The organism is Streptomyces sp. NPDC006339, assembly GCF_040612775.1.
Classification (GTDB): domain Bacteria; phylum Actinomycetota; class Actinomycetes; order Streptomycetales; family Streptomycetaceae; genus Streptomyces.
Window position 1 is genome coordinate 1 of sequence record NZ_JBEXQW010000023.1, and the last position, 13,043, is coordinate 13,043.

A 13,043-nucleotide genomic window follows, 5' to 3' on the forward strand; every position below is an offset into this window, starting at 1 on the left:
GCGTACTCCGCGACCGTCTCGAGGAGCCGGTAGCGCATACCGGCCTCCGTGGGAGCGGCCACGACCAGCGACTTGTCGACCAGCGCGCCCAGCAGCTCCAGCACCTCGGACTCCTGCCCCGGCTCACCGCAGACCGCCTCCGCCGCCTCCAGGTCGCACCCGCCCGTGAAGACCGCCAGACGCCGCAGGACCGCCCGCTCGGCCTCGTCCAGCAGGTCCCAGGACCAGTCGACCACGGCGCGCAAGGTCTGCTGACGCGGAAGGACCGTGCGCGCGCCCGAGGTCAGCAGCCGGAAACGGTCGTCCAGACGCTCCGCGATCTGCCGGGGCGTCAGCATCCGCAGGCGCGCCGCGGCCAGCTCGATCGCCAGCGGCAGACCGTCCAGCCGGCGCACGATCTCCGCCGCCGCCTCCGGATCGTCCGCCGCCCGGAACCCCGGACGCACCGCCGCGCCCCGCTCCCCGAACAGCCGCACCCCCGTCTCCACCGGCAGCGGCCCCACCGGCCGCAGCACCTCCCCCGGCACCCCCAACGGCTCACGACTCGTCGCAAGCACCGTCACCCCCGGACACCGCGCAAGCAGCACCTCCACCAACCCCGCCGCCGCACCCACCACATGCTCACAGTTGTCCAGGACGAGCAGCATCCGACGGCGGGCGCAGTGGTCGACGAGGGTGGTGAGGGGGTCGCGGGCGGGGGCGTCGCGCCAGAGGTGGGTCTCGCGGGCGCCGAGGGCGGTGAGGACGGCGGCGGGGACGTCGGACGCGTCGCGTACGGAGGCGAGTTCGGCGAGCCAGGTGTCGGGGTGGGCCGACGCGGCCGCCAGGGCGAGGCGGGTCTTGCCCACGCCGCCGGGGCCGGTCAGGGTGACGAGCCGCCCGGTGGCCAACGTGTCGGCGAGGTCGCGCAGTTCGGCGGTACGGCCGAGGAAGGAGGTCAGCGGTGCGGGCAGCGCGCGACGGGCGGCGGGCGGCTCGTCGCCGGCCAGCAACTCCTCGTACAGCGCTTTGAGTTCGGGTCCCGGTTCGGTGCCGAGGAGGTCGGCGAGGGTGCGTCGGGCGGTCTCGTAGGCGGCGAGGGCCTCGGCGGGGCGGCCGGCGGCGCGCAGGGCGCGGAGGCGGAGGGCGTGCAGGGGTTCGTCGAGGGGGTGCTCGGCGGTGAGGGCGGCGAGCGGGGCGAGGGTGTCCTGGGCGCGGCCGAGGGCGACGTCCGCGGCGAGCCGGTCGCGCCGGGCACGGGTGCGGCGCTGTTCGGCCCGTACGGCGAGGGGGTCGTCCCCGTGCCCCGGCAGGTCCGCGAGGGCGGGGCCGCGCCAGAGGCCGAGGGCCTCGTCGAGCAGGCGCGCGGCGCGCTCGGGCCGGCCGGCGTCCAGCTCCCGTACGGCGTCGTCGGCGAGCTCCTCGAAGCGGAACAGGTCGATGTCGCCGGGGGCGGCGGCCAGCCGGTAGCCGCCGGGCACGGAGGCGACGGCGTCCCGCCCGAGGGCCCGGCGGAGGCGGCCCACCAGCGCCTGGAGCGCCGCCAGCCGGTCCCGGTCCCGGTCTCGATGTGCGGCCCCGGCCCCGCCCCCGTCCCGGTCCTCGGCGATGTCCTCGGCCCATACCTGGGTGATCAGGCCGTCCGCGCCGACGGGGCGGCCGCCCGCCGCGGCGAGCGCGGTGAGCAGGGCCCGCAGCCGGGCGCCGCTCAGTACGGCCTCCGTGCCGTCGGGGCGGCGGGCCTGGGCGGTTCCGAGGATGCGGTAGGGCGGCTGCACCGGCCCATTCTGCCGAATCCGCCCGTGTGGCCGTGTCGCCGCCATGGCGTGCGGGGTGTGCGGGTTCGACAATAAGGAAGATGACCGATGACGAGCGGAACACGCGCGGCGGCGAGATCGGGCCGACCGAGCGCCTCGCCATGAACCGCACCGGCAGCTTCGACTGGGACCTCGACACCGGCACCATCGACGTCGACGACGCGGGCCTGCTGGTCTTCGGGCTCGCCCCGGCCGAGTTCGACGGGCGGCCCGCGACGCTCGTACGCGATCTGGACCCCGAGGAACGGACCCGGCTCGAACAGGTGATCAGGGACGCGATCACCGGCGGCAGCTCCTCCTACACGGCGCACGTGCGGCTCGAACGGCCGGACGGTACACCCCAATGGACGCATGTGCAGGCGCGGATCCTGCGCCGGGGCGGCGGTATGGCGCACCGCATCGTGGGGATCGTGCGGGACGCGACGACCGAGGTCACGCACTCGGAGTTCGTGCTCGACCTGGAGAAGCGCCGCGAGGTGCAGACGACGATCGTGGAACGGACGACGCACGCGCTGTCGCGGGCGGTGACCGTGGACGACGTGACGGCGGCGCTGACCGGCCCGGGGGGTCTGGCGCGGCTCGGCGCGGAGGGGCTCGCGCTGGGTCTGGTGGAGAACGGTTCCCTCAACATCATCGCGTTGAGCGGCGAGTCTCTGGAGGTCTTCGACGACTTCCGCAGCCGCCGTCTGGACCGGGGGCTGCCGCTCGCGGAGACGGTGCTGAGCGGCCGGCCGCGTTTCGTGTCCTCGTTTCCGACGCTGGGGCAGGACTTCCCCGAGCTCGCCCCCTATGTGGGCCGGATGCCGTTCCGCTCGGCCTGCTATCTGCCACTGGTGGCCCAGGCCCGCTCGCTGGGCGGGATGGCGCTGTTCTACCGGCGCCGCAGCACTTTCAACGCCGACGAGCGCAATCTGCTGCTCGGTCTGGCCGCGATCGTGGCGCAGTCGCTGCAGCGGGCGATCCTCTTCGACGAGGAGCGGGAGCTCGCGACCGGTCTCCAGGCGACGATGCTGCCGCGCCGGATCCCGGCCATCACCGGCGGCGAGATCGCGGTGCGCTATCACGCGGCGTGGAGCGGCCGGCAGGTCGGCGGTGACTGGTACGACGTGATCCCGCTGCCGCGCGGCCGGGTCGGGGTCGTCGTGGGCGACGTCCAGGGCCACGACACCCACGCCGCCGCGATCATGGGCCAACTGCGGATCGCGCTGCGGGCGTACGCGGGCGAGGGCCACGCCCCGTCGACGGTGCTCGCCCGGGCCTCCCGCTTCCTCGCGGAGCTCGACACCAATCGCTTCGCGACCTGCACCTACGCGCAGGTGGACCTGGCCGGCGGCACGGTGCGGGGGGTGCGGGCGGGGCATCTGGGGCCGCTGATCCGGCACACGGACGGGCGGGTGGGCCGGCCGAAGCTGCGGGGCGGTCTTCCGCTGGGCCTCGCGACGGTCTTCGGGGACGAGGAGTTCCCGGAGACGCGGCTCGACCTGGTGCCGGGCGAGACGCTGGTGCTGTACACGGACGGCCTGGTGGAGCAGCCGGACACGGACATCGAGACGGGCCTGGACGCGCTCGCGGAGGCGGTGAGCAGCGGTCCTCCGCAGGCGGAGGCGCTCGCGGACCACCTGTCGGAGCGGCTGTGGGAGCGGTGGGGTTCCGGCGACGACGTGGCGCTGCTCGTGCTGCGGCGCAGCCCCGACCCGGGCACGCCCCGGGCGCCGCGCATCCACCAGTACATCCACCAGGCCGATCCGCAGGGCCTGTCGGACGCGCGGGCGGCGGTGGGGCAGGCGCTCGTGGACTGGGGCATGCCGGAACTCGCCGACGACGCCGAGCTGTTGACGGGCGAGCTGCTGGTGAACGTGCTGCTGCACACCGAGGGCGGTGCGGTGCTGACCCTGGAGGTGCTGCCGGAGCCGGTGCGGCGGGTACGGCTCTCCGTGCAGGACCGGTCGAGCGCGTGGCCGCGCCGGCGCACGCCGGGCGAGGCGGCGACCTCGGGGCGGGGGCTGCTCCTGATGGACGCGATCGCCTCGCGGTGGGGGGTGGAGCCGCGCGGCGAGGGCAAGGCGGTGTGGTGCGAGATCGGCCCCGCGGAGACGCCTTCGACGCCGGGCGGGCCGAACGGGGTGGAGCCGGACGAGCAGGCCCGCGGCGGGGGCGGGGCGGCATCCGGCCGTACGGAATCCGGTCGCACGGGGCCGGAGAACTGAGCGAAGGGCGGTGCGTCGATGGACCCGGTGGCGGCGCTGGAGCGGATCGCGTTCCTGCTGGAGCGCTCACAGGCGCCCGCGTACCGGGCCCGCGCGTTCCGTACGGCCTCGGCGGCGGTGACGGCGCTGGGCGCGGAGGAGGTGGCGCGGCGGGCCGCGGCGGGCACCCTGGAGTCGGTCAAGGGGATCGGGCCGAAGACGGCGGCGGTGGTGCGGGAGGCGCTGGCCGGGCGGGTGCCGGAGTATCTGGAGCGCCTGGAGAAGGAGATCCCGGTGCCCGAGGCGCGGGGCGGTGAGACCCTGCGGGCGGCGCTGCGCGGCGACTGCCATGTGCACTCGGACTGGTCGGACGGCGGCAGCACCATCGAGGACATGGGGCGGGCGGCGGCCCGGCTCGGCCACGAGTGGATCGTCCTGACGGACCATTCGCCGACCCTGAAGGTGGCGCGCGGCCTTTCGCCCGACCGGCTGCGGGAGCAACTGGACGTGGTGGCGCGGCTCAACGAGGAATGGGCGCCGTTCCGGATGCTCACCGGAATCGAGTGCGACATCCTGCCGGACGGTTCGCTCGACCAGGAGCCCGAACTCCTGGACCGCCTTGACGTGGTGGTCGGTTCCGTCCACTCCAAGCTGCGAATGGATGCCGCCGCGATGACCCGCCGGATGGAACGGGCGGTCCGCAATCCGCTGATGGACGTGCTCGGTCACTGCACCGGTCGGCTGGTGAGCGGCGGACGCCTGCGCCCCGAGTCCGAGTTCGACGCGGAACGGGTGTTCGCGGCCTGCGCGGAGGCGGGCACCGCCGTCGAGATCAACAGCCGCCCGGAACGCCTCGATCCGCCCCTGCGCCTGCTGCGGCTCGCGGTGGAGGCCGGCGTGTACTTCGCCGTGGACACCGACGCCCACGCACCGGGCCAGCTCGAATGGCAGATCCACGGCTGCGCCCGCGCCGAGGAGTGCGGGGTGCCCGCGGACCGGGTGATCAACACCTGGTCCGCGGACGAACTGACGCGGTGGACGCGGGGCGAGGCCGACTAGGTCCTGTCCGGGCGAACCGCGTCCCCGGGTGGGGTGGGTCGGTGTGTCGAGGTCGCCATGCTGCCGATGTGGCCTGGTGCGGCCGACCCGGCACTCGACACTCCTGGCTTCCGGCGCCAGGCTGGGCCCCGTCAACCGGCTGATCACCTTCGCCGACCGATGGACAGGGGGGCTTGGAGTGGCCGATGAAGCGCGTACATCGCTCCGGAGGGTGGGCGTCTTCGCTGCGGTTGCGGCCGTGGTCGTGGGGGGCGCGGTCTACGGGATCGTCGCGGGCGGCGCGGGTGAGGTCGCCCTCGGCGTGGACGACGTGGAGGGGGCGTGGATCGCCGAGGACGGCGGTGACCCACGGCTGGTCATCCGCGCGGACGGTTCGGCCGAGCTCATGCCCGAAGCGCAGGTCGAAGCCTGTGCGTGGGTGCCGGCGGGCGGCGGACGGGCCGCCGCGACGTGGGCCTTCGGCGATACGGACGATCCCCGGGTGGTGCACGTCGAACTGCGGCATCCCGAAACGGCCGAGCGGTGCTTCTTCGACCTGGACGTAGAGGACTCGGGAGAACGAGCCACGGTCTACGGCGAACGCGTCCCGGCCGCTTTCGACACCTACGTCCGTGGTGCGGCGGGTTCCTGAACCGTCGGGAGCGTCGGGTGGGCCGGACGGGGAGTGGGTCAGGCGCGTTGCCAGACCGTGGTCGCGTTGCAGAACTCGCGGATGCCATGGCCCGAGAGTTCGCGGCCGTAGCCCGAGCGCTTCACGCCGCCGAAGGGCAGGGCGGGGTGGGAGGCGGTCATGCCGTTGACGAAGACGCCGCCCGCCTCCAGGTCCCGTACGAAGAAGGCGATGTCCTCGTCCTTGCGGGTCCAGACGTTCGAACTCAGGCCGAAAGGCGAGTCGTTGGCGACGGTCACGGCCTCCTCGATGTCGGCGACCGGGTAGAGGGTGGCGACGGGGCCGAAGGTCTCCTCGCGGTGGACGCGCATCGACGGGGTGATGCCGGTGAGAACGGTGGGCCGGTAGAACCAGCCGCGCGGCTGGTCGTCGGGGCGGCTCCCGCCGCACAAGACGGTGGCTCCGGCGGCCACCGCGTCGTCGACCAGCGACTCCAGATCGGCGCGGCCCTGTTCGGTGGCGAGCGGGCCGACGTCGGTGTCGTCGTCGAGCGGGTCGCCGACGGTGAGGGAGTTCATGGCGGCGGTGAAGCGCTCGGCGAAGTCGTCGTAGACGTCCCGGTGGACGATGAACCGCTTGGCGGCGATGCAGGACTGGCCGTTGTTCTGCACGCGCGCGGTGACGGCGGTCTTCACGGCCCGGGGCAGGTCGGCGGAGGGCATGACGATGTACGGGTCGCTGCCGCCGAGCTCCAGGACGGTCTTCTTGATCTCGTCGCCGGCGATCGCGGCGACGGAGCGGCCGGCCGGTTCGCTGCCGGTGAGGGTCGCGGCGGCGATCCGCGGGTCGCGCAGGATGCCCTCGACGGCGCCCGAGCCGATGAGCAGGGTCTGGAAGCAGCCCTCGGCGAAACCGGCGCGGCGGAACAGGTCCCCGAGGTAGAGAGCGGTCTGCGGCACGTTGGAGGCGTGCTTGAGGAGCCCGGTGTTGCCGGCCATCAGCGCGGGCGCGGCGAAGCGGATGACCTGCCAGAGCGGGAAGTTCCACGGCATGACGGCGAGGATCGGGCCGAGCGGCCGGTAGTGCACGCGGGCGAGGTCGGCGCCGGAGTCCTGGACGTCGTGCTCGGACGGGTGCTCGTCGGCGAGCAGCGCCTCGGCGTGGTCGGCGTACCAGCGCATCGCCTTGGCGCACTTGGCGGCCTCGGCGCGGGCGGCGACGATCGGCTTGCCCATCTCGGTGGTCATCGTGCGCGCGATGTCCTCGGCGTCCTCGTCGAGCAGGGACGCGGCGGCGCGCATGAGCCGGGCGCGTTCGGCGAAGGGCGTGGTCCGGTAGTGGCGGTACGCCTCGTGGGCGGCGTCGACCCGCCGCTCGACCTCGTCGGGGCCGTGGGCCTCGTAGGTGCGCAGCGTCTCGCCGGTCGCCGGGTTCACGGTGGCGATGCCCATGTCGTCTCCTCCTGGCCTCGGCCGGCCTCCGCCGTCACGGGCAACCTTTCGCGGCCGGGCGACGGGCGCAAACGGGGCGGTGCGGTGGGGTGACGGAGGAGAGGACCGGACCGACGGAGGGCCGGGCCGACGGGCGCGGGCCGACGGACAGCCGGGCCAACGGGGCCGGGCCGACGGGGGTGGGCGCCGCACCCCACGGCGGGCGGTCGGCGAGGCGGCCGTCAGGCGCCCGTCACCCAGCGGAGGGCGCCCGACAGGTGGGCGCGGAAGGCCGGGTCCGCGTACGCCTCCGTCGCGTGGCCGAGCGCGGTGAAGAGGACGCGCCCCCGGTCGGGCGCGGCCTCCCGGCACCACACCAGGGGGTGGTCGGCCCCCAGTGTGCCGCCGCGGTAGCGCGTCTCGTCGGCCCGGGCGAGGACGCGGACACCAGCGGCCCGGGGGTTGGCCGTGAAGTTGTACCACTCGTCGGTCCACTCCCAGCGGTCCGGCAGGCCGGCCGTCGCCGGGTGGTCGTGCGCGTCGACGCACACGGTGCCGGGCTGGATCTCGGGGTGGCCGTCGAACCGGGTGCCGAGGACTTCGCCGTAGAAGGGCCAGTGCGGCTCGGCGTTGGCCGCGGCGTGTACGGCGAGGAGGCCGCCGCCCCCGCGTACGTACGCCTCGAAGGAGGCGCGGCCCGCGTTGGTGAGCACCGTCCCGGTGGTGGAGACGAGGACGACGGCGGCGCAGCGGGCGAGGCGCTCCGGGGTGAAGGCGGCGGGATCCTCGGTGGTCTCGGCGGCGAGCCCGGCCTCCGCGGCGAGTTCGGCGAGGGCGGCGGCCGCGGCCGGGATCGAGTCGTGGCGGTAGCCGGTGGTGCGGGTGTAGAGGAGGACGTCCTTCGGCCTGCCGCTGGTCACGTCGTACACGCTCCTTCTGTTCGTTCCGTGCGGTTTCGGGGTCCCGTGCGTCCCGCGCCGCCCCCGGCTGCCGCGCAAGCGCTTTCCCCGCCGCCGAGCAGGACCGTAGCCAGCGAAAACCCCAGGCCGCAAGGCCCTTCCCTCGGGCAGAATGCGCCGATGGATCTTCAGCCACGACCGCGCCGCGCCCTCGCCCACGTCTCCGCCCTCGCGACGGGCGGTCCCCTCGATCCCACGCTGCGGGTCACGCTCAACTTCCATCCCACCTTCCTCGACCGGCTCGCCGAGGAGGGCGTCTACCGCTCGCAGTTCGTCACCGGCACCAGCAACGGCGGGCTCACCGCGCACCCCGGCGGCGACCGGTGGCGCTGGGAGAGCAGGATCTTCGGGGGTGCGTACGACGACGCGCCGGCGGACGAGCGGCCCGTGTACGGCGCCCTCGACCATCGCCGCCGCCCGTACGGGGCCGCCCCGCGCTTCGGCTCCGCGCACCTGCGCCTGACCGGGGCCGCGCTCGCCCGCAGCACCTTCTGCTATCCGGACAGCTACCTGGAGCCGCGGGACTTCGGCGTCGCGGAGCGGGCGGGGGTGGTGGCGCTCGCGCTCGCCGACGCCGAGGCGGACGCGCTCGACGACTACGTCGAGGCCCAGGTCCACGGGCCGGTGGAGATCGGCAAGGACGTGGAGGCGCTGGTCCTCGACCCGTCCTTCCGCGGTACGGAGGTGGAGGCCGCGGCCCGCGCGCTGCCCTGCCCGGTCGAGTGGCACGAGGGCTTCCGGCTCTCGGTCGCGGAGCTGCGCCGGCATCCGGAGTACCGGGGGCCCGAGTTCGTGGAGCTGGGGGCCGAGATAGCCGTGGACGGCCGGCTCGATCCCCGGATCGTGCAGGAGGCGGCCGAGTCGGGGCGCTACGACCGGCAGCACGTCAAGCGCGTGTGGCACCTGCTGGCCCGCTTCGGGGCGCCGGCCTCCGGCTGAGCGGCGGCTCGGTCGGCCGGGCGGCGGCTCAGCCGGCGGGGCCGGCCTCGACGCGGCGGGTCGCCGACTCCAGCAGCGCCGCCAGGAAGTCGCGTTCGAGACTGCCCGGGGGCAGGGCGTCCGGTTCGACATAGCTCTGGGCCAGACCGCCCTCGCGGAGGGCGACGATCAGTCGGGCGAACCGGTCGGCGTCCACGGTGAGTTCGCGCCCGGCGCGGCGCAGGACCAGCTCCAGGCCGCGGGCGATCTCGGCCCGCAGCCGGGCGTCGTGCCGGGCCAGCACCCAGGCCGCCTGCGGATCGCGGATGGCGTGCAGAGTGAACTCGGTGCTCACCAGGTACCAGTCCCGCTCGTCCGGCTCGACGCGCGAGGCCAGCTCGGCGAGCCGCTCCAGGGTGTAGTCCTCCGGGGCCAGCGCGTCGATCGCCTCGGCGAGACGGTGCACGATCCGCTCGCCGTGCTCGTCGAAGAGGGCGAGGAAGAGCGCTTCCTTGCTGGCGAAGTTGGAGTAGTACGCGCCCCGCGTGAAACCGGCGCGCTCACAGATCTGCTCGATCGAGGCGGCGTGGAACCCGTGCTCGGCGAAGACCTCCAGGGCCGCCGTGAGCAGGGCCGCGCGGGTACGGGGCCGGCGCCCGGTGACACCTTTCGGCACGGGTGGCTCCTCCTCCTGCGCGCACGCCTTTCCGGTGGGTCGGCCGCCCACGATACCGGCGGCCCTCCCAGGCGCGGACGGGCCTCCGACGTTAAGATTCACGCATGGGAGAGCGGCCCCTCGCGCCCGCCGCACCCGAGCTCGTGCTCGAGATCGGCGGGGACGCGACCGTGATGAACCCGAGCCGCGTCTATCGCATCGGACGCGACCCCACCAGCGATTTCGTCCTGGCAGACGCCCGGGCGTCCTGGCACCACGCGGTGCTGCGGGCGGTCGGCGACCACTGGACGCTGGAGGACGAGGGCAGTACGAACGGCACCTTCGCGGACGACCGCCGGGTGGCCCTCAGTCCGGTCGGCCCCGGCACCGTGATCCGTTTCGGCCACCCGTCGGAGGGGCCGATGGCGGTGCTGCTCCCGGCCCGCGCCCCGACCACCCCTCCTCCCGGCCCCGCGCCCGCGCCCCCCGAGCCCGTACGACCGGAGCCCGTACGACCGGAGCCCGTACGACCGGAAGCCGTACCCCCGGAGCCGGTACCGTCCGAGCCCGTACGGGCGCGGCCCGAGGCGCCCGCGCCGCCGCCTCCGCCGCGCCCTTCCTCCGTCTCGCACCCGGCCCGGACCGGCACGTTCCGGCAGCCGACGTCCGTGCGGCCGCTGCCCGACCATGCCGCCGTGCGGATCGGCCGCGCCCCCGACAACGACCTCGTCGTCGACGACCTCACGGTCTCGCGCCGCCACGCCGAGCTGCGGGCCCACCCCGACGGCACGTACTGGATCCACGACCTCGGCAGCCACAACGGCACCTTCCTCAACGGCCGCCCCGTCACCGACGCCCGGGTCACCGCCGAGGACATCGTCGGCATCGGTCACTGCGCGTTCTGCCTGATCGGCGGCAACCTCGTCGAGTTCACGGACACCGGCGAGGTCTCCCTCGACGTGCAGGAACTGGCCGTCACCGTGGACCACGGCCGCAAGACCCTGCTGGACGGCGTCTCGTTCCCCGTCGGGCAGAAGTGCCTGCTGGCGGTCGTCGGCCCCTCCGGCTCCGGCAAGTCCACCCTGCTCGGGGCGCTCACCGGCCAGCGGCCCGCGGACCGGGGCACCGTCCTGTACGACGGCCGCGACCTGTACCGGGACTACGCGGAGCTGCGTCAGCGCATCGGCCTGGTGCCGCAGGACGACATCCTGCACCTCCAGCTCACCGTCCGCAGGGCCCTCGCCTACGCCGCCGAGCTGCGCTTCCCCGAGGACACCGCGCCCGCCGAGCGGCGCGCCCGGGTCGACGAGGTGATCCGGGAGCTCGGCCTGGAGGAGCGGGCCCGGCAGCCGATTCACAGTCTCTCCGGCGGCCAGCGCAAGCGGGTCAGCGTGGCGCTCGAACTGCTGACCAAGCCGTCGCTGCTCTTCCTCGACGAGCCGACGTCCGGACTCGACCCGGGCATGGACCGCTCGGTGATGCACATGCTGCGCGGGCTCGCCGACGACGGACGCACGGTCATCGTCGTCACGCACAGCGTGCTCAGCCTCGACGTGTGCGACCGGCTCCTCGTCCTCGCGCCGGGCGGGCGGGTGGCGTACTACGGTCCGCCCGCCGACGCGCTGGACTTCTTCGGCTTCGCGCAGTGGCCGGAGGCGTTCGAGGCGTTCGAGAACGACCGGGACCGCGACTGGGCGGGCGGCTACCGGACCTCGCGCTTCCACCGCCGGTACATCGAGGAGGCGTCCGTACGGCCGAGCCCCGCCGCCCGGCCGGGGGCGCCGCCGCCGGAGCCGGCCCCGCCGCCCAAGGCGCAGAGCTGGGGTTCCCAGCTCCGTACCCTCGTCCGGCGCTACGCCGCGGCCCTCTCCGCCGACCGGACCTTCCTGGCCATCATGGTCGCGCTGCCGTTCGTCATGGGCGCCATGGCGCGGGCCCTGTCCGAGGGCCGGCTGGGTCCCGAGTCGACGCTCAACGTGCTGCTGATCCTGTGTGTCGGCGGTGTGCTGACGGGTGCGGCGAACGCGGTGCGCGAGCTGGTCAAGGAGCGGACCATCTACCGCCGTGAGAGAGCCGTCGGCCTGTCGCGTTCGGCGTATCTGATGTCCAAGGTGGTCGTCCTCGGCCTGATCACGGTCGTGCAGTCGGTGGTGCTCACCCTGGTCGCGCTGATCGGGGTCCCGCTCGGCGCGCCCGGCGGCAAGGGCGTGCTGATGCCCCCGCTCGTGGAGCTGACCCTCGCCGTCACCCTGCTGGCGTTCACGGCGATGATGCTCGGCCTGTTCGTCTCCGCCCTGGTGCGCAAGGAGGAGGTGACGATGCCGCTGCTCGTCCTCCTCGCGATCGTCCAGGTGGTGTTCTGCGGCGCGCTGCTCAACGTGAGCGGTACGCCCGTCCTGGAGCAGCTCGCGTGGCTGGTGCCGTCGCGGTGGGCGTTCGCGGCGATGGGCGCGACCGTCGACATCAGTGCGACCGTGCCGGGCGAGAAGACCGCCGACCCGCTGATGGACCACACCGTCGGCGCCTGGCTCTTCGACATGGGGATGCTGCTGGCGCTGTGTGTCGTCCTCGGGCTCGTCGTGGCCCGGCTGCTGCGGCGGCACGAGCCGGTCGTGATGCGGAGATAGCGCGACGCGGACCGTTCGCGATGCGGAGGGAGAGCCGGAATCCGAGCCCGAAGGGAGGAACCCGAGATGGCCAGCCCGTACGTGTCGGACTACCTGCCGGACTTCCGGCCGACGCACGTCGTGCCGCGCGAGGGCCTGCCCGCGTGGGAGGCGCCCGATCCGGCGCTGCCGACGGAGCCACTGGATCCCTTCCTCCCGGTGCAGTTGACCGAGCGGGTCGGCGACTGGGGACAGGTGCTGTGCTCCAACGGCTGGTCCGCGTGGGTCGACGCCCGGCTGCTCGTCTCCGTGCCGACCGATCCGCCGGCCGCCGGCCGGCCCTCCTCCCGCACCGCCGACCCGCGCCCGCTGATCGCCCGCGTCGAGGACGCGCTCGGCCGCTACCGGCGGGCCGCGGAGGAGCTGGCTGCGGGGCGGGCGGACGGCGAGACGTTCCGGCGGCGCACCCGTGGCCTGCGGGTGGGGATGGTCGTCGACGGCGAGTCGGTGTGGCTCTACGACGCCGAGCACGAGCGGTGGGTGTACTGCGACGGCACCGGCCTCAGCACGTACGCCGCCTCCCTGCGCCCCTCGGCGGGGGCCGCCGCCCCGCCGGGCGACGCCCCGCACGAGCCCACGCAGGTGGTGTCCGGGCTGCCGCGGGACGGCGCCGGGGAGACCCAGGTGGTGGAGTGGGGCACGGACGGGCCGGGTGAGCGCTGATGCGCCGGGCGGGTGAGGCCCGGTGACCGGGGCGGACGGGCAGCAGGTCCCCGGCACGGACCCCGGCACGGACCCCGGGCTTCCGGCCGGCCGGGACTCGG

At 74.5% G+C, this 13,043-nt stretch carries 10 protein-coding genes; 6 read left to right on the forward strand and 4 right to left on the reverse strand.

All coding sequences use genetic code 11. From position 1 onward, the window contains the following. Positions 1-1,802, reverse strand: a 1,802-nt coding sequence (locus ABZ135_RS19720; RefSeq protein WP_356697423.1) for a BTAD domain-containing putative transcriptional regulator, incomplete at its 3' end; no start/stop codon positions are given. Positions 1,803-1,837: 35 nt separating this feature from the next. Between ABZ135_RS19720 and ABZ135_RS19725 the strand changes: the two genes are divergently transcribed. The 3 genes from ABZ135_RS19725 (at position 1,838) to ABZ135_RS19735 (ending at position 5,672) form a co-directional block, all read left to right on the forward strand. Further along, positions 1,838-4,003, forward strand: a complete 2,166-nt coding sequence (locus ABZ135_RS19725; protein WP_356697425.1) for a SpoIIE family protein phosphatase — start codon at positions 1,838-1,840, stop codon at positions 4,001-4,003. A gap of 18 nt (positions 4,004-4,021) precedes the next feature. Then, positions 4,022-5,041, forward strand: a complete 1,020-nt coding sequence (locus tag ABZ135_RS19730) for a PHP domain-containing protein (RefSeq protein WP_356697427.1) — start codon at positions 4,022-4,024, stop codon at positions 5,039-5,041. A 238-nt stretch (positions 5,042-5,279) separates the two neighbouring features. Beyond that, a complete protein-coding gene (locus ABZ135_RS19735) occupies positions 5,280-5,672 on the forward strand; it encodes a hypothetical protein (RefSeq protein WP_356697429.1) in 393 nt (130 codons plus the stop codon). A 38-nt stretch (positions 5,673-5,710) separates the two neighbouring features. Here ABZ135_RS19735 and ABZ135_RS19740 read toward each other — a convergent pair whose 3' ends face one another. Together ABZ135_RS19740 and ABZ135_RS19745 are read right to left on the reverse strand one after the other, a co-directional pair. Continuing rightward, positions 5,711-7,102, reverse strand: coding sequence for an NADP-dependent succinic semialdehyde dehydrogenase (locus ABZ135_RS19740; protein WP_356697431.1), 1,392 nt, complete (start codon positions 7,100-7,102; stop codon positions 5,711-5,713). A gap of 221 nt (positions 7,103-7,323) precedes the next feature. Further along, a complete protein-coding gene (locus ABZ135_RS19745) occupies positions 7,324-8,001 on the reverse strand; it encodes a ThuA domain-containing protein (RefSeq protein WP_356697433.1) in 678 nt (225 codons plus the stop codon). Between the two features lie 159 nt (positions 8,002-8,160). Here ABZ135_RS19745 and ABZ135_RS19750 point away from each other — a divergent pair, with 159 nt between their 5' ends. Next, a complete protein-coding gene (locus ABZ135_RS19750; RefSeq protein WP_356697435.1) occupies positions 8,161-8,979 on the forward strand; it encodes a DUF3626 domain-containing protein in 819 nt (272 codons plus the stop codon). 28 nt (positions 8,980-9,007) lie between these two features. Here the strand turns inward: ABZ135_RS19750 and ABZ135_RS19755 are convergent, their stop codons facing one another. Further along, positions 9,008-9,634: a TetR/AcrR family transcriptional regulator gene (locus tag ABZ135_RS19755; protein ID WP_356697437.1), complete on the reverse strand. Its 627-nt coding sequence runs from the start codon at positions 9,632-9,634 to the stop codon at positions 9,008-9,010. A gap of 104 nt (positions 9,635-9,738) precedes the next feature. Between ABZ135_RS19755 and ABZ135_RS19760 the strand changes: the two genes are divergently transcribed. Both ABZ135_RS19760 and ABZ135_RS19765 read left to right on the forward strand, forming a co-directional pair. Then, complete coding sequence (locus ABZ135_RS19760) at positions 9,739-12,240, forward strand: FHA domain-containing protein (protein ID WP_356697439.1); 2,502 nt, start codon at positions 9,739-9,741, stop codon at positions 12,238-12,240. Positions 12,241-12,306: 66 nt separating this feature from the next. Then, positions 12,307-12,942: a hypothetical protein gene (locus tag ABZ135_RS19765; protein ID WP_356697441.1), complete on the forward strand. Its 636-nt coding sequence runs from the start codon at positions 12,307-12,309 to the stop codon at positions 12,940-12,942. Positions 12,943-13,043: the final 101 nt, after the last annotated feature.

Bases quoted from the DNA above. Each gene is read 5' to 3' on its own strand.
- ABZ135_RS19740 (WP_356697431.1), bottom strand. From the start codon at position 7,102: ATGGGCATCGCCACCGTGAACCCGGCGACCGGCGAGACGCTGCGCACC.
- ABZ135_RS19725 (WP_356697425.1), top strand. From the start codon at position 1,838: ATGACCGATGACGAGCGGAACACGCGCGGCGGCGAGATCGGGCCGACC.
- ABZ135_RS19730 (WP_356697427.1), top strand. From the start codon at position 4,022: ATGGACCCGGTGGCGGCGCTGGAGCGGATCGCGTTCCTGCTGGAGCGC.
- ABZ135_RS19760 (WP_356697439.1), top strand. From the start codon at position 9,739: ATGGGAGAGCGGCCCCTCGCGCCCGCCGCACCCGAGCTCGTGCTCGAG.
- ABZ135_RS19750 (WP_356697435.1), top strand. From the start codon at position 8,161: ATGGATCTTCAGCCACGACCGCGCCGCGCCCTCGCCCACGTCTCCGCC.
- ABZ135_RS19765 (WP_356697441.1), top strand. From the start codon at position 12,307: ATGGCCAGCCCGTACGTGTCGGACTACCTGCCGGACTTCCGGCCGACG.